The sequence below is a fragment of the Trichocoleus sp. DQ-U1 genome (genome assembly GCF_039961925.1).
Taxonomy (GTDB): Bacteria; Cyanobacteriota; Cyanobacteriia; order Cyanobacteriales; family FACHB-T130; genus FACHB-T130.
This window is the reverse complement of the sequence record NZ_JAMPKB010000004.1, coordinates 25682-41332: the sequence shown is the minus strand read 5'-3', so window position 1 is coordinate 41332 and position 15651 is coordinate 25682. Positions and strand designations below refer to the sequence as shown.

General features: G+C 47.3%; 14 protein-coding genes and 1 pseudogene. 7 read left to right on the top strand and 8 right to left on the bottom strand.

What is annotated here, in order from left to right; genetic code table 11:
• Positions 1-20 precede the first annotated feature (20 nt).
• Both NDI34_RS02675 and NDI34_RS02670 read right to left on the bottom strand, forming a co-directional pair.
• Complete coding sequence (locus NDI34_RS02675; protein ID WP_190685878.1) at positions 21-596, bottom strand: shikimate kinase; 576 nt, start codon at positions 594-596, stop codon at positions 21-23.
• Positions 597-669: 73 nt separating this feature from the next.
• The gene (locus NDI34_RS02670) at positions 670-2121 is read right to left on the bottom strand and encodes an NB-ARC domain-containing protein (RefSeq protein WP_190685739.1); all 1452 of its coding nucleotides are present in this window, start codon (positions 2119-2121) and stop codon (positions 670-672) included.
• A gap of 270 nt (positions 2122-2391) precedes the next feature.
• On the opposite strand from NDI34_RS02670, the gene NDI34_RS02665 reads away from it, so the two are divergent.
• Positions 2392-2619, top strand: coding sequence for a hypothetical protein (locus NDI34_RS02665; RefSeq protein ID WP_190410665.1), 228 nt, complete (start codon positions 2392-2394; stop codon positions 2617-2619).
• 60 nt (positions 2620-2679) lie between these two features.
• On the opposite strand, the gene NDI34_RS02660 is transcribed toward NDI34_RS02665, so the two are convergent.
• Positions 2680-4188, bottom strand: coding sequence for an NB-ARC domain-containing protein (locus tag NDI34_RS02660; protein ID WP_348231767.1), 1509 nt, complete (start codon positions 4186-4188; stop codon positions 2680-2682).
• 381 nt (positions 4189-4569) lie between these two features.
• Between NDI34_RS02660 and NDI34_RS02655 the strand changes: the two genes are divergently transcribed.
• A complete protein-coding gene (locus NDI34_RS02655) occupies positions 4570-4761 on the top strand; it encodes a hypothetical protein (RefSeq protein ID WP_190410913.1) in 192 nt (63 codons plus the stop codon).
• A 128-nt stretch (positions 4762-4889) separates the two neighbouring features.
• On the opposite strand, the gene NDI34_RS02650 is transcribed toward NDI34_RS02655, so the two are convergent.
• From NDI34_RS02650 to NDI34_RS02640, 3 genes are all read right to left on the bottom strand, one after another.
• Positions 4890-5627 carry a LapA family protein gene (locus tag NDI34_RS02650; protein ID WP_348231766.1) on the bottom strand — a complete coding sequence of 246 codons (738 nt, stop codon included), beginning with the start codon at positions 5625-5627 and terminating at the stop codon, positions 4890-4892.
• 78 nt (positions 5628-5705) lie between these two features.
• Complete coding sequence (locus NDI34_RS02645; RefSeq protein WP_190410662.1) at positions 5706-6314, bottom strand: flavin prenyltransferase UbiX; 609 nt, start codon at positions 6312-6314, stop codon at positions 5706-5708.
• Between the two features lie 79 nt (positions 6315-6393).
• Complete coding sequence (locus NDI34_RS02640; protein WP_348231765.1) at positions 6394-8697, bottom strand: ribonuclease R family protein; 2304 nt, start codon at positions 8695-8697, stop codon at positions 6394-6396.
• Between the two features lie 926 nt (positions 8698-9623).
• Here NDI34_RS02640 and NDI34_RS02635 point away from each other — a divergent pair.
• Positions 9624-10481: a hypothetical protein gene (locus NDI34_RS02635; protein ID WP_348231764.1), complete on the top strand. Its 858-nt coding sequence runs from the start codon at positions 9624-9626 to the stop codon at positions 10479-10481.
• Between the two features lie 296 nt (positions 10482-10777).
• Here NDI34_RS02635 and clpP read toward each other — a convergent pair.
• Together clpP and NDI34_RS02625 are read right to left on the bottom strand one after the other, a co-directional pair.
• Positions 10778-11389, bottom strand: a pseudogene (gene clpP / locus NDI34_RS02630) (ATP-dependent Clp endopeptidase proteolytic subunit ClpP); the annotation flags it as partial.
• A 68-nt stretch (positions 11390-11457) separates the two neighbouring features.
• Positions 11458-11667, bottom strand: a complete 210-nt coding sequence (locus NDI34_RS02625) for a hypothetical protein (protein ID WP_348231762.1) — start codon at positions 11665-11667, stop codon at positions 11458-11460.
• A 69-nt stretch (positions 11668-11736) separates the two neighbouring features.
• Between NDI34_RS02625 and NDI34_RS02620 the strand changes: the two genes are divergently transcribed.
• The 4 genes from NDI34_RS02620 (at position 11737) to NDI34_RS02605 (ending at position 15511) form a co-directional block, all read left to right on the top strand.
• Positions 11737-11904, top strand: a complete 168-nt coding sequence (locus NDI34_RS02620; protein ID WP_348231761.1) for a hypothetical protein — start codon at positions 11737-11739, stop codon at positions 11902-11904.
• A gap of 17 nt (positions 11905-11921) precedes the next feature.
• On the top strand, positions 11922-12194 hold the full coding sequence (locus NDI34_RS02615) for a hypothetical protein (RefSeq protein ID WP_190410656.1): 273 nt from the start codon (positions 11922-11924) through the stop codon (positions 12192-12194).
• A gap of 316 nt (positions 12195-12510) precedes the next feature.
• Positions 12511-13326 carry a hypothetical protein gene (locus NDI34_RS02610; protein ID WP_348231760.1) on the top strand — a complete coding sequence of 272 codons (816 nt, stop codon included), beginning with the start codon at positions 12511-12513 and terminating at the stop codon, positions 13324-13326.
• A gap of 118 nt (positions 13327-13444) precedes the next feature.
• Positions 13445-15511: a thioredoxin domain-containing protein gene (locus tag NDI34_RS02605; protein WP_348231759.1), complete on the top strand. Its 2067-nt coding sequence runs from the start codon at positions 13445-13447 to the stop codon at positions 15509-15511.
• Positions 15512-15651 lie beyond the last annotated feature (140 nt).

The following is a 15651-nucleotide window of genomic DNA, read 5'->3' as shown; positions in this document are numbered from 1 at the left end:
AGAGGCGGCTGTTTCCAGTTTTACTGACCGTTATTGTCTGGCTTTGGCTTAAGAACTGCGGGAATTGCTTCAATTACTTGCGTCGCAATTTGTTCGGGAGTTTGCCCCTCGCCAACGGTGATGTGCAGGTCGGCTTGGGCGTACAGCGGTTTTCGTTGCTCAAACCGCTTTGGGAATTCGGTCGCGATGTCAGCGTTTTTTAACAGAGGTCGGGTGGTATCGTTTTGCAAACGGGCGACTAAACGTTCCACAGGGACATCCAGCCATACGACGAGACCGTGCTGGAGATAGCTCCAATTTTCTCGCTTCAGGATAATACCGCCGCCAGTAGCGATCGCTAACTTCGTATAAGCCGACAATTCGGACAGCACTTGGCTTTCCAGCTTCCGAAAGCTTTCTTCCCCGTCACTGGCAAAAATCTCATTAATCGATTTTTTGGCAACTTGCTCAATTACAGCGTCGGTATCGAAAAAGCGATAATCCAGATGCTGCGCCAATAAGCGTCCCACGCTTGTCTTTCCCGCACCCATCATGCCAATCAGATAGACATTGATGCCCTTGAGCCGGTCGCGTAGGTTCTGATTGCTATTTTCCATATTTACAATTGCCAGAGCGATCGCTGTCCTAGTGTAACCATCAACGGAAGAAATTAACTCTTTCACCTACATATCAAATTTCCCGGTAGCTATCTTTATCCAAGTCTTCCAGCGACGATTGCCACTTTTCTACCAATCCTCCGCGCACGCTGCTTCTCACCCAAGGATGCAGATCGTAGCGGGGATTACCTAGCTCATCTTGTACGTCTTCAATCAAATACCATCGTCTCAGATCCGCCAGTGCCGCATCTAAGTCCGAATCCAGTAATTTCCCAACTTGAGACAACTCGGCTCTGCTAACCGTGGCATCCACCCCGCCCATATAACGCAGTACACTTTTTGCTGCCACATTGATTCGCTGCCACGCTGCTTCCAGACAGAAGCGGTAGAAGGTCTCAACTTGTCGGCTGGCAAGCTTTAATTCCGACAAGATTGGCTCAAGTGCTTGATCGTGGAATACTCGCCCAGCCAGGAAATGTAGTGCTAAGGGTGCGCCGCAAGACAATTGATGCATTTGATAAAGCTGTTCGTTGCTTGCCTGCTTGATTACCGAAATGTTGTTGTATTTTGCCTCATCCTCCAACAATTTAGACGACCATCTTTCTTCGAGTCCTGGGATTTCAATTAGTCTTACATAGGGAGGTTTAGTTCGGTGTCGGCTGGTAATCAGTGCGCGACTGGGGTTGAGCATTTTGATAAGGTTCGCCAGAATATCTTCAACTTGTGCGGTTTCCGCATTATCCAAGACGACAAGCAATTTCTCTGCTCTCAAACGCTGGTGAACTCGCTCAGGGGGACAATCCAGTTGATGCGCGATTTCATTTAAAAATTTCTTCCACGTCAGCGCCTCAAACTGCTTTTCCTGGCTGATGTAACCATCCACCCACTCGCTTTGCCTCGCTGTCACCCACACCACATCCGCGAACAGATTTCTGTCGAGTGCTTCTTTCGCAATTTGGCTGGCAGCTTCAGATTTGCCATACCCTGGACTGCCGCTGAGGGAAAAAATAGAGAGTTCTGTGGGATCGTCCAGGCGGTTCAATACTTCTTGAATGAAGCTTTCTCGCCCCCACACCATCCGACATCGCGGATTAGGGATAAACAAGCCCCACTGGCGTTTTTTGCCCCGATCTAGTGGCGCTTCGGTTAGGGCGTTGACGGTTTGACTTTCCTCCCAGCATCTTATACCAGGAGTGGTAGATAAGGAGTCTTGAGAACCGACCTCTTCCCCGATTGGATAGGATAGCAAGCTCTGAGAATTGTCGGGAGCATTCTGAGAAAACTCGCTCCATTCATCATAGGAACAGTTCAATAACAGATGACATAAGCCATTGGCAATCCGATACTCGCAGGTTTGGCGGCTCTCCGAGTTCAAAATTGCTTGTAAAGCTTGGCGGGAGGGTTCAAGTGTATTGAGTTGTTTCCGCCACGCACTCAAAAATTCTTGCATTAAGGCACGCTTGCCTTCAGGCTTGTACTTTCTGTTGAATTCTTCGTGTAGCTTTTTCTTTAAGCTTGCGGACAAAAAAACGTTACTGTTATCTCTTCTGAGGTCAAATCCACCAGCCATATAGATACCGATAGACCTTTTTGCGTATTTCTGACAAAATTTGGAGCTTTGTGTCAACAAAATCCTGCAAACTATTAACTTGAGCAACCAACTTGGCTTTGAATTACTTTGAAATTACCCTATAATTGCTTTGTTTCAATTTCAGTAATGTTACGGTTGCCTAATAAGGTTAAATTGTGAAGCACGGTAATCTCACTTAGGATCATCAAAGTTGGGTGTTCTACCATGAAAAATAACCTCAGCAATATCCGCGAAGTCGTCCAACACGCTTTGAGTACAGGCTACTTAACTGTTGCAGCCGAAGAACAGCTGCGGAGACTTTTAACAACTAAGTATGGATTAGAAGACTTCAACGCTTTTATGCAGTTGCAGCAAGCTGCAATGCTGGGTCAAGTGAGGCAAGAGTCCCGCGAACTCGCCCTTTCTCAGCGACTTTCCTGTGGGAGATGCTAGCGGCTAAGCCAAGCATTGGCGAAAAATCGTCCTTTCCAGCCCTTTGTTAACCCGGTAATTTTAACCCGGTAAGGTTAGACGACGGTTGGTTTCGTATCTCCCAGATGGAGCGTTAATTAGCCCCAAGCTTAATAAAAGAGCCACATCTTTAGTCGTCATTTCTTCACAAATCTGCTCAACTAATTTGTCAGCGAGATACGCCCTGACAACAGGTGGCAAGGTGAAATTATTCGAGGTTTTTTCAATCAGCGATCGCCGTCGCAAAGATTCCATTGCTTCTAGCTGCTGCCGTTTCGATACTCCCGGCACCACCTCGTCTCGCAAGGAACGTATAGGAATTAACTTGTGACGAATTGCCAGCCAGTACATTACTTTTTTTTCTAAGTCCGAGAGGCGATTGAACTGCCGATCTAGTAGATCTCGGATATCCCCAAAGACAACCAACCCTTCTGCTAAAAAGTCGGTGATGTTCCCGTCAAAGACATCTTGAATCGTCGTTGCCACAATTTTCAGGACTAACGGATTCCCGGCATAGCGGTTGATCAGGACTCTACATTCTTCAGCTGAGCCAACTAAACCTTTGAGTTGCAGTAACTCTTGTCCATCGGATGCTGACAACCCCCTCAGTTCTAAGGAACGAATGGGTAAGTTTTCCCCTTCTAAGGATGCAATTTCTTTCGGTTTCTCCCGACTGGTGAGAACCAGACAGCTAGGATGGCGTTCTTCTCCCAGACGTCGGAACAGTTCCCCATATCCCTCATATTCGGGACGATAGTATCCAGCGTGTTGGATAGGAGATAAAACTTCCTCAGCTCGATCGAGGACGATCAGACAGCGGTGCGATCGCAGATAAGCCATCAGTAGGGAAATTCCCTCGTCTGCGGTTGCGTCACCGATGATTTCCTGTCCCTGCGACAGAAATTGAACCAAGTTTGCCACCAAATCTTGAACTGATGGAGCATGACGTAGCGATCGCCAAATGACAAACTCAAAATCTTGCTGAATCTGTTCTGCTAGCTTTACAGCAAGAGCAGTTTTCCCGATTCCCCCTATCCCCAACAATGCCACTAAGCGGCAGCTGTCGTGGACAATCCACTGCTCTAAGGTTGCCAGTTCTTCCTCGCAACCGTAATAAGCTGCTACATCAATCACTTCTTCCCAATCCTGGGAAGCGATCGCTGTCCCGATGGCAGATGTCTCAGCTTGACCGTGTTCGGATACGTTAGCGGAATTTATTTTATATCCAGCTTTTGAGAGCAAGTTGGTGACGCGGCTCCAGTTCTTGATTTTTATAACGTCACCCGTCTGGCGAATCAGGAGTTCTTGAATATATTTGTACAGCCCATTAGATAAATAAACTCTAACAGCACTGCTAGTGCGACTTTTGTAGACAGTGTCTGCTATTTCTGCTGGACTATAGCCACACAACAATCCTCTTAAGAATTTCTTCTCAACGGGTGTCAGACTCCTTCCTTTGGCAGATGCTAAATCTATATAAAGCTTCTCCAAATGCCAATTATTTGCTGCTTCTGTAAACTCGTCGTCCTGCCGCTCAACAGTTGATACCATTCTCTCGCGTTGCTAACCTCAATAAAGGCTGTCAACGCCTGATTCTAACGGATTAATTATGAAATCCTAACGAAGTTACGATGAAGTTCTAACGAATTTAATAACGATTGTTAGATGAAGTTTCTTTAATATTTTGGCTATCCTTAAATTTTAGGGAGACTTTATCTAACTTTCATCTAAAGTTCATTAAAATTTCACAGTTTTTGAGAGGGAGAAAAGAGGCGAAGCGATGGTTTTCCTAGGTTTTAACGGCATTACCTTACCCTGCGGCTCAATTATATTGCCCTGCCTCAGAAAAGGCATCCGTAAATTAACTGAAGTGAATTCCCTATTTCAAAACCTAATGGTTTCTCCTGGTATTGATTGAGTTGGTGAAAAATTATGATGCTCATCCGCGAACTTGTCGAACAAGCACTGACTATTGGATATTTAACCGTTGAAGCTGAAGATCAACTGCGACAGTTATTAAGAAAAAAGTATGACAATGAGGATTTTAATGCCTTCATGACCTTGCAGAAAGCCGCAATGACAGGTCTTGTTAAGCAGCAATCGCGCGAACTGATGCGGTTATAAGTAGTAGTTTAGAGTTAATTCTTGGGGTTAATGACTTGAGCATTCAGGAGTCAAAATAATAAAGCGTGTGAATGCTTCCCCGGAGGGGGGTTGAGGGAAACCCTCGCAAAAAAAGTCACCCTCTAGGCTTATCGGTTCTTCCAATCAGTGTCAAACTCGTCGTCCTCGTCTTCAAATCCCCAGTCGTCCTCATCCGGATTGGTTTTCCGTACAGGTTCAGGTTCCTGATAGGGCGGGGTAATTACCCGATAACTGGCATCATAAACGGCTTCAGTTTTTCCCACCCCAGAATTGCGCGGTTCCCGGTAGCTGTAAGAATAGACGGAACCCGATCGAGAGGCGCTTTTCGGTTCTTGCTGACGCTCGTAGGTTGTACGTTCTTCTACAGATTCTTTTGCAAACGGTTGTCGGCTTGGAGTGCGATCGCGCGGTTCCTCCGATTCATCCCCCCAATCATCATCCTCCGCAACCTCCTCTTCCCAGTCATCTCCATCTGCATCGGTATTCGTTGGCTCTGGCGGAGGGGGAGGGGTGTAACTGGTTTGTTGAGTGGTAGAGGTTTGTTGAGTGGTATAGGTAGATTGGGCAGTTTCCCGCCGCGACTGGTTGGCACGAGGGGGTTCTGTAGCTTCTAGTTTGCGGATGCGTGCTTGTAAGGGACGCCGTTGTAGATAGCTCAACAATTGTAAGAAACTGCCAGTCAGGGCACCCGTTGCGATCGCTGCCAAAATCCAAACCCCTACAGGTAGCGCTTGCGTCTTAGCACCCAAAAATACCAGCGCTAGCACCGGCGACAAATTTTGTAAAGCAAGTAGTGCTACGGACCCTAGCACCAACATCAGCAGTAAAATCCGAATCGCAGGCATAATCTATTAAAAATTAAAAATTAAAGCTTAAAAATGCAGAATTTCTTCTTGTATTTTCAATTTTACATTTTTAATTTTTCATTTTCCTTCCCATCGGTTAATCGGGATACAGTCAATATCTAGCTGATCTAAGGCACGCGCCACCACAAAGTCTACTAAGTCTTCAATTGTTTGGGGATTGTGATACCAAGCAGGAATTGCTGGGACAATTCGGGCACCTGCTTCTGCCAAAGCCGTCAGGTTACGCAGGTGAATCAAGCTAAAGGGCGTTTCGCGGGGCACAAGAACCAGTTTCCGCCCTTCCTTGAGTTGGACATCTGCTGCTCGCTCCAAAAGGTCGGAACTTAAGCCAGCTGCCAGTTTCGCCACGGTACTCATACTACACGGCATAATCACCATCCCTAGGGTGCGGAAGGAACCACTGGCAATATTGGCTCCCACATCGCCCCAAGGATGGCAGTAAAGTTTACCCTGCGTTTCGACTCCAGCTTGCTGTCGCCAAAATAGTTCCTGTGCCACTGCTTCTACAGGCATCCGGATAGTTTGCTCTGCCTGCCAAACCATGTAAGTAGATTTGGAGGCAACCAGTTCAACGCTGTACTCAGCTTGGAGCAGAAATTTTAAGGCACGTACGGCATAAATTAAGCCAGAGGCACCCGTGATGCCGAGGATAAGGGGTTTGGTCATTAGTAGTAGGTAATGGGTAATTAGCTAAACGGTTAATGGCTCATGGTTCTTGAACACACCATGAGCCATTAACGATTAGCTATTCATCCAATTCAGGATCGGCAGAAGGATCTGCTTCTATATCCTCATTGCTGGCTTCGCTACCGCCGCCGACAATGACCAAGTCAATTTGCTGACGATAGTAATCAACGCTCTTAACTTGGACTTCCACGCGATCGCCTAGACGATAAGAAACGCGGCTTTTCCGTCCAACCAGACAAGCATGACGAGAGCGAAACTCGTACCAGTCATCTTTAAGAGAGCTGACGTGTACCAGTCCTTCCACTAGCAAGTCTTCAATTTCCACAAAGAACCCGTAAGACTGGACGCCGGTAATTAACCCCTGGAAGACTTCTCCCGTGCGTTCCTTCATTAGCTCGGCTTTTTTGAGTCCTTCCAGATCCGCTTGTGCATCTGAAGTCAGCTTTTCACGCTCGTTGAGATGCACAACGATACCCTGTAGCTGGCTTTCTAAATCTTCTTGCACGTCTGGTGGCAAGACATTCCAGTTGATATTGCCGTGGGCGGAACTATGACGCAGATTCACGCTTTCTTTGGCGCGAGTGGTTCGGCGATCGCGTCCTTTCTCGAATACAGCAAGCAATACCCGCGACATCAGTAAATCTGCGTAGCGTCGCAGCGGTGAGAGACAGTGGGTGTAGGGGCTTTCGTCCTCGCCTATTCCCAAAGCCAAACCAAAGTGAGAGCCGGGAGCTGTACTATAACCACAGGGTCTTAGGGTGGACTGCAACAGATACATCAAGACTCGCTCTGACTGGGATTGAGCGAACATTTGAGTAAAACGTTGATAGTCCCGCGATGTCACGGCTTCTTCCTGCTCTAGGCGCAGTTCCATGCCCAGATTACTCGCCAACTTCATCAATTCCTGCACATCCTCCGGATCTGGAGAAGGCTGAATGCGATACGTTGCAGGCAGAAAGAGTGCTTGCAAATGGGTAGCGATCGCTTGATTTGCCAGGAGCATCAACTCTACAACTAGAGAACGCACTCCTCCCGAAAATACAATCGCTCCTAGGATGCCTTCATCGTTGTAGGGCAATTGAGTACCGGGCAGATTCAGTTCAAATCCTCCCCTCCCTAGGCGCTGTGCTTTCACCGCCGGACTCAGCTCGTAAAACAACTGACTGAGCATTTCAAACACTGGCGCTTCGGCATCTTGATGACGCTCTAAAATTGCCGTCGCTTCGTCATAACTCAGTTGGCGATCTACTTGAATCACCGTGGGTTGAATCTCATATTCCACCATTTGTCCGGTGGCGGAATCGAGAGTTAACAGTACCGAGATCGCTAAGCGAGCTTCGCCGGGTACCAAGGAGCAGCGACTGGCAACAGCATCCGGCAGCATTGGCAGCACCATGTCTCCGAGATAGACGGTGTTTCCCCGCTTGCGAGCTTCCCGATCCAGCGCTTCTGAAGGCTCAATGTAGTGAGCAACATCCGTGATGTGGACGCCCAACTGCCACGCTCCAGCCTCTGTTTTGTTAAGAGTCAGAGCGTTTTCTGTGACGTGCTGAGCGGTTTCGTTCTCACTTCCCGCTCCTGAAGGCTCAGGAATAAAGGCAAGAGTTAACAAATTCCGCAAATCCAGCCGGTGCTTGAAATCTTTTTGACTCGGCTGTTTGGGCAATTCCTCTGCGGCTCTAAGCACCTCAGATGGAAAGTTGCGAGGTAAGTCGTGCTTGCAACAGACAATATCCGTGTCTGCGGCGGCTTCTGCATTGCTGCCGAGAATGCGAGCGACTTTGCCAATCGGCGGCTGCGATGCCAGGGGATAGCGTAAAACTTCGACGTGAACCAGGTAATCGACGGCTTCCGCCAAGTTTTGACCGTTCGGATGCAGATTCAGTTCAAATAGCAGTCGATCGTCTAGAGGGACGGCTCTAAAGCCGGTTTCGACTTGCTTGACTCGTGCCAAGACCGAGGGATTGGCTCGTTCTAGAATCAGCCGCACTTCCCCTTCTGGAGAGCGTTTGCGGTTTCCTTCTTTGGTGACTTTGACGAGAACGCGATCGCCATTCCAAGCAGTACTCAGATGGCTCTCTCGGACGTAAATATCTTCCGCTCCTTCTACCTCCTGAATGGCAAAGCAGAACCCTTTACTCGAACAGCGCAGTTTGGCTTCGACGACATCTTCTTCTTGGACGCGCCGATACTTACCGCGATCTTTGACCAAAATGCCAATTTTTTCCAAGGCATCCAAGGCAATTTGTAGTTTAGTTAAGCTCTCTTCATCCTGGCAACGCAGTTTTTTTTCCAGAACCTTAGGAGCAACTAATTTGTCATCTGTGAAATTAGAAAGTAGTGTAGCGATTGAAAATTCCATGCAGCTATGAGTTTGCCTCCACCATAAAAACAATTCTGTTTGTCTAAATTTGTCAGCTGATAGAGACGAGCTAACCTTGTCTCTACAACAGTTGCTTCTTTCTTCTTGCCGACTACTGACTGTTGACCGCTGACGATTGAAAGCGATTTTTCTCCTTGTTATCCTGACGCCATGCTTAGAAAGCATGGGTATTTTTACCCTGATGTGGCAGCGCCAAATTCGCCGCGTTTTTAACAGATGTCTCGCTACTACCTGGGTGGCGCGTTTCTCACCCTACAGTATGCGAAACCTTGTCATCGTCATCGAACGCGATGCTCTAGCCTTCTTAGCGCTACACGAGGAGATGCATATCGCGATATACGCTATGCGAGGAGTCGCAGTTAATCGCGGCATACACTACGCGAGCGGAAGATTTTGGACTATCGATTTTAGACTTTGTAAACAAACAAAATTTTGTCTTTTTACAGATTTTGGACAACAGACGGCTGCGTTTGGTAGTCTCTAGTCCACGGTTGGTCGTCTTTAATCTACAGTCCACAGTTGAGCGTCAAGGGAACATCGTCAGGCAACCATCCCTCCTTCAGCCCGCCTTTGCGAATATCAAGCAGATGTCCCGAACAAGAACTCCGGATGCAACCAGCGACTGGCAGCAACCAGTGCTTTCTCTGTTCAGGTGCTTGACGACAAAAGCGACGACAAGCACTTTGTCTGACTGCCTTTTCTCAAGCCAACCACTGTGAAACGGACTCGGTCACTTGCGAGCGTAGCGGGCAGTAGGGAATGGTTTTATACCATACCGATGAACAGTCTCTAATTATTTTAGTTTCTTGCGGTACCTTCTCTAAAATCGTTTTTCAGGGGGCGTACTATACTTAACGTTGATGGGAGCCAAAAAACCCGACTAGGTTTGGGTGGCGTGGAGTATTATGTTTTCTCAATTCCGAGTTCGTTATCCCTTAGGCAGCCTGACCACTGAGTTACTGACCATTCATGAAGGAAAGTACGTGGTCAAAGCCGCTGTTCAAGTCGAAGGTGTAATCCTAGCGACAGGTTTGGCAGCAGCCGGTGAGATTGAGCTGGCAGAAGACAAGGCAACAGCCAGAGCGTTGAACTGTTTGGGAATTCCTGCTGGAAGTTCTAGCCACAACACTCCAGTTACGCAGTCTGATGCTCAGATTACGCAAACTGTGGCGGTTGAGGTGCCAGTGGGGGCGATCGCTAACCCCAGACGCGAAACGGTCATTCCGTCAGAAAGCCCCTCGCAGCCAAGCCCAAATCGGCTGTATTCCGATCCAGTCAGCTTCAATGATATGGCTGGAATGTCCTTCTCAGATCGGGGACAAAAAGAAGCTGCTTCACCACCTCCCGTCGTGCTATCGAATCAGGATGTCCCGTTTGCAGAAGAGTATTCCCCTGCCCATACTGAGCTTTATGGGGATGATGCTGCGATCGAGACACCCGAAGAAATATCGGGAGGCTTGTTTAGCAGCCAGCATAATCAGCCAATGACCTCTTCGCCTGGTTATCACGCTAGCGAAGAGGTTATTCAGCCAAGTCCGATGGATATGACTATCGGTAGCACAAGTTCTGCTGCTGAGGAGATGGACTTATCCGAAGCGATGGCTAGAACGACGGTAGAAATTAAGCGTTTGCGCTGGACTGCTGAGCAAGGAAAAGATTATCTGAAGCGAACCTACGGTAAGCGAGGTCGTTCGGAGCTGAATCAGGAACAATTGCTGGATTTCCTGCGCTATCTTGAATCTCTCCCAACACCGGAAAAGTAACTGAGCAACATTGTCAATAAAAAATGGGGGAAGCTCCATTTTTTATTGACGGGATGTGTAATTTTCTGTATTTCTCCCTCAATCGATCGGGAACGAAGGATCGTGGATTGATTAACCTCTTAATTTTTGCGTAGTAGGGACATGGCATTGCCATGTCCCTACAGAACGTGAACGAGCGTAAGTTATTTAATCTATGTTCCTGGGGGATCTCACAACATTTGCTTGACTCGATCCTCCCAAGCCCCGCTCGATGGAGGGGCTAACCAGAAATTGCACGTCCGTTAACTTTTAGTTCTCTATACCGCTGCAACGGCTGTGCGGGTAGCAGAGGGACTGCGTTTAATCACCTGATCGATCAAACCGTAGTCCTTGGCTTCCTCTGCCGACATAAAGAAATCGCGTTCGGTATCTTCCTCAATCCGCTCGATGGGCTGACCTGTGTGTTTAGCCAGATATTCGTTCAGCTGTCTTTTGTGGTACAGGATTTCCTTGGCTTGAATCTCAATATCGGTGGCTTGACCTTGAGCGCCGCCGAGAGGCTGGTGGATCATGATCCGGGAATGGGGCAGACTCATCCGCTTGCCTTTAGCACCCGCGCTGAGGAGGAAAGCGCCCATACTAGCGGCTAATCCGAGGCAGATGGTGCAAACATCCGGGCGGATTTGATTCATCGTGTCAAAAATGCCCATACCTGCGGTGACGGAACCACCGGGAGAATTGATATACAGGTAAACGTCTTTCTCTGGATCTTCAGCGTCTAGAAACAGCAGCTGAGCCACGATTAAGTTGGCAAGGTCGGAATCAACCTGTTGTCCCAGGAAGATGATGCGTTCCCGGAGGAGCCGGGAGTAGATATCAAAGGCACGTTCGCCACGACCTGATTGTTCGATAACGGTAGGAATCATGGAGTCTGCTTTTTCGGGTGATTTTTCTTAATTTTAGCGATTGTAAGAGAAAGTACCGGGTGCTGGAAATACTACCGATACAACCCTAGCGAGAAGGTTCGCTTGCAGCAGGTGGATTGGGCTTGTCGGCTGGAATGTAGAACATCCGGGAAAACCCGTCGGTAGCACTGAAAGGGTAGGCGTGTTTTGTCGTTGTTTCCTCTGGGGTTCGGTTTTTCAACAACGATCGCATCTTGCTGGTTGTCTTCGTCAGGAAACAATCGCCCAACTGGGTGAATCAATGGGACGAAGTGCGATCGCTATAGCAAATCGTACTGTTAGAACTATTCGGGGATGGAGGGAACCGAGTCATGTCTAAAAGACTTCTGCAAGCCGCCACGATCACCTTGTTGCTCAATGTAATCGCAGCACTGAGTGTCCCAACAACAATTCAGACACCGCGATCGCTCTCAACTGCTCAACCCAACACTAATGGGGAGTTGACTGGATCGACTTCTGTACAGATGCGTCCTTATTAACAAAGGAGTTGCTCGATATGACCGTGCAATTTAAAGATTTAGAAGCGATCGCTCAACAGAAGATTGACCTAACGCCAACAGCAGCACTGGCTGCACAGACACGGCAATATCAGGATGTACCTTTAGAAGAAATCTACGATTTACTCGAAAGTGTCACAGAACCTTTTACCGTGTTAGCGGATTCTCTTCCTACACCACTCCAACAAAGTGCCCGACAAGAAATTGAGTTTTTTGTCTGTTTGTACCAACAGCGCCTCGATCGCCCCCTCCATCAATCAAGCCAGAGATAGGATGTTTTAATTGATGGAAGTTCTTGGTAGACGCGGTAGCGAAGCGGTGTTGCTCTTAGCACGCTCCTAGCACCCCTGTCCTACCGCTCTAGTTGCTCGCTTGGATAGGGGCGGCATCTATAATCTACACAAGCTATAGCGGCTGGGGCGCTTTTCTTTTTCTCATCCCTGTGCTTCCCGCGAACCAGGCAATGTTATTCAACGCCAAAAACATAAAGAACCCTAAAAAAGAAAAGAACCTAATTTTTTTATAAAGAAGAATAAAATCTTTATATATCAATATCAGATTTTGTGACAAAAGGAAATTGAGTTAAACATGAAAAAAAGCATTTTTCTATTTTTGTTGTTAGCCCTGAGTTCTTTTTCAGTAGTTTATTATTACTGGAAACAGGCAACCCAACTTCCTGAATGGTATATTAGCAAGGAAAAAGCTACAAATTCCCAAGTTAGACAAATTGACTTTAGAAATGAAGCTGAAGTCCAAACAGTCAAAGCCAGATTGCAAAGAAATGTTGATGCCAAAATAGAAAATAGCATTGGAGCTAGCCAAGGATTGCAAACAGAACTAAGCAGACGGGATGGAAGTGATAAAAAACCTGCTATTGATAAAAATACCCAAAATACTCAGGCGGAATTAGATAGTCAAGATATAGAAATTGACTTGAGTGAAAATGAAGTGAATGATTTGGTAATTTCAACAATTGCTAAAGATAAAAACACCAGTAAGTTACTGGCATCTACCAAGGGTCTCAATACAACCATCAAGAATGGTCAGGTAGAAAGCGGGGTTGTATTCAATGTCTCAGAAGTTCCCAAAGAAGAACTGAATCAACAAGAGAAAGAATTGTTGGAAAAAGTTATAAAAACATTCCCTTTTTTAGAAGAGAAAGAAGTTTATATTGGTGTGGAAGGTAAGCCAAGGGTAGAAAATGGGCAATTAAAACTTGAAGAACAAACAAAAATAAAAGTGGGGAATTTGAGTTTTACGACAGCAGAACTTTCCCAGCGGCTGGGAATTCCTCAAGAGAAAATTGAACAAAGATTGAAACTGGAACTGGAACTGGGACGCTTAAAAATAAACGATATCGAAATTAAAGAAAATAACGCTTCGCTCAAAGGTTCGGTTAACTAATGTACTCACCCAGCCACGATTGACCAGAATCTAGCGTGGGATGGAGCGATCGCTCCATTCATCACGCTAAACTGCTAGGGGTGAAAACGTACTCATATCGAGTTCTGCTATTAGCCCCATGACCAATCGCCTCAATCAAGCTGAAAGCCTGTACCTCCGCAAACACGCTGAAAATCCCATCGACTGGTGGCCTTGGAGTGAAGAAGCCCTAGAAGCTGCCAAGCGGGACAATAAGCCAATTTTCCTATCGATTGGCTACTCCAGCTGCCACTGGTGTACGGTGATGGAAGGAGAAGCGTTTTCCGACCAGGCGATCGCAGACTATATGAATGCCAACTTTATCCCGATCAAGGTAGACCGGGAAGAACGACCTGACATTGATAGTATTTATATGCAGGCGTTACAGATGATGGTAGGTCAAGGCGGTTGGCCCTTGAATGTCTTTCTCTCTCCTGAGGATCGGGTGCCGTTTTATGGCGGTACATATTTTCCGGTAGAACCGCGCTACGGGCGTCCCGGATTTTTACAAGTGCTACAAGCGATTCGTGGTTACTACGATACAGACAAAGCGAAGTTGCACGCGGTAAAAGAAGAACTTCTGGGTCATCTCCAGCAAGCAGCCATTCTGCGACCAAGTATGGGGACGGGTTTAAAACCTGCCTTGACCAACAAGGATTTGCTACAGCAGGGGTTAGAAACGAATACCGGGATAGTGGCTTCTAGCGAACATGGCGCTAGTTTCCCAATGATGCCCTATGCCGAGTTGGCGCTGCGAGCAATTCGATTTAATTTTGAATCCAAATACGACGCCAAGCAGGCGTGTACCCAGCGCGGTTTAGATTTAGCACTGGGCGGGATTTACGACCATGTAGGCGGCGGTTTTCACCGCTACACGGTCGATCCGACTTGGACGGTACCGCATTTTGAAAAAATGCTCTATGACAATGGTCAGATCGTGGAGTATCTGGCTGATTTGTGGAGCGCTGGGATACAAGAACCGGCATTTGAAAGAGCGATCGCAGGTACATTTCGATGGCTAAAGCGCGAAATGACGGCACTGGAGGGTTACTTCTATGCTGCCCAAGATGCGGATAATTTTACCCATCCAGAGGAAGCCGAACCCGAGGAAGGGGCATTTTATGTCTGGACGTACCCTGAAGTAGTCGAATTGCTGACTCCAGAGGAGTTAGAGGAAATTCAACTACAATTTACCGTGACGCCAGGAGGCAACTTTGAAGGTCTCAACGTCTTACAGCGCCGCCATCCGGGTATTTTGAGCGAAACAGTGGAAAGGGCACTCGCAAAGCTATTTGAAGCACGTTACGGTACGCCACCCGCCGCCCTAGAAACCTTTCCTCCTGCCCGCAATAACCACGAGGCAAAAACTGGCAGTTGGTCGGGTCGAATTCCGCCAGTGACGGATACTAAAATGATTGTGGCTTGGAATAGCCTGATGATTTCAGGTTTAGCCAGAGCTTACGGGGTATTTGGGAAGGAAGAATATCTGTCCTTAGCTGGAAAAGCGGCTAATTTCATTTTGGATTGTCAGTGGGTAGAGGGGCGCTTCCATCGTCTCAACTACGACGGAAAACCTTCGATACTGGCCCAGTCGGAAGATTACGCTTTGTTTATTAAAGCGCTGCTTGATTTGCACCAAGTAACTCACGCTAGTTTCTGGATGGAGAAAGCGATCGCCCTCCAAGAAGAATTTGACGAATTCCTCTGGAGTGTGGAACTAGGTGGATACTATAACACCGCCAGCGATGCTAGTAGCGATCTGTTAGTGCGAGAACGCAGCTATGTGGATAGTGCCACACCATCCGCCAATGGGATTGCGATCGCTAACTTAGTGCGTCTGGCTTTACTCACTGAAAATCTTACCTATCTCGACCGCAGCGAACAAGCTTTGCAAGCCTTCAGCAGTGTGATGCATCAGTCACCTCAAGCTTGTCCGAGTTTGTTTACCGCCCTGGATTGGTATCATCACTGTACACTGGTTCGCACTACTATCGACCACCTAACTCCTTTAGTTGCTCAATATCTGCCTACAACAGTATCGACGGCGGAGTCGAATCTGCCATCAGGTGCGGTCGGGTTAGTTTGCCAAGGACTAACTTGTCTGGAACCGTCCCAAAGTCGCGACCAAATGTGGGAACAAGTGCAGCGAAGTCAAATTCGCAATTAAAAGTACCAAGTTAGAAATTAAAGAGGTAAGATTTAATTCTTCTTTTTTAATTTCACCTTCGGAATTGGCTTTAGCGATTAGCCGCAATTTATTTTAGGATGGTGCTTCACAAATCATTTAGGGCTGCGATAGCAATCCTA

Bases quoted from the DNA above. Each gene is read 5' to 3' on its own strand.
- NDI34_RS02675 (WP_190685878.1), bottom strand. From the start codon at position 596: ATGGAAAATAGCAATCAGAACCTACGCGACCGGCTCAAGGGCATCAAT.
- NDI34_RS02665 (WP_190410665.1), top strand. From the start codon at position 2,392: ATGAAAAATAACCTCAGCAATATCCGCGAAGTCGTCCAACACGCTTTG.
- NDI34_RS02660 (WP_348231767.1), bottom strand. From the start codon at position 4,188: ATGGTATCAACTGTTGAGCGGCAGGACGACGAGTTTACAGAAGCAGCA.
- NDI34_RS02655 (WP_190410913.1), top strand. From the start codon at position 4,570: ATGATGCTCATCCGCGAACTTGTCGAACAAGCACTGACTATTGGATAT.
- NDI34_RS02650 (WP_348231766.1), bottom strand. From the start codon at position 5,627: ATGCCTGCGATTCGGATTTTACTGCTGATGTTGGTGCTAGGGTCCGTA.
- NDI34_RS02645 (WP_190410662.1), bottom strand. From the start codon at position 6,314: ATGACCAAACCCCTTATCCTCGGCATCACGGGTGCCTCTGGCTTAATT.
- NDI34_RS02640 (WP_348231765.1), bottom strand. From the start codon at position 8,697: ATGGAATTTTCAATCGCTACACTACTTTCTAATTTCACAGATGACAAA.
- NDI34_RS02635 (WP_348231764.1), top strand. From the start codon at position 9,624: ATGTTTTCTCAATTCCGAGTTCGTTATCCCTTAGGCAGCCTGACCACT.
- NDI34_RS02620 (WP_348231761.1), top strand. From the start codon at position 11,737: ATGTCTAAAAGACTTCTGCAAGCCGCCACGATCACCTTGTTGCTCAAT.
- NDI34_RS02615 (WP_190410656.1), top strand. From the start codon at position 11,922: ATGACCGTGCAATTTAAAGATTTAGAAGCGATCGCTCAACAGAAGATT.
- NDI34_RS02610 (WP_348231760.1), top strand. From the start codon at position 12,511: ATGAAAAAAAGCATTTTTCTATTTTTGTTGTTAGCCCTGAGTTCTTTT.
- NDI34_RS02605 (WP_348231759.1), top strand. From the start codon at position 13,445: ATGACCAATCGCCTCAATCAAGCTGAAAGCCTGTACCTCCGCAAACAC.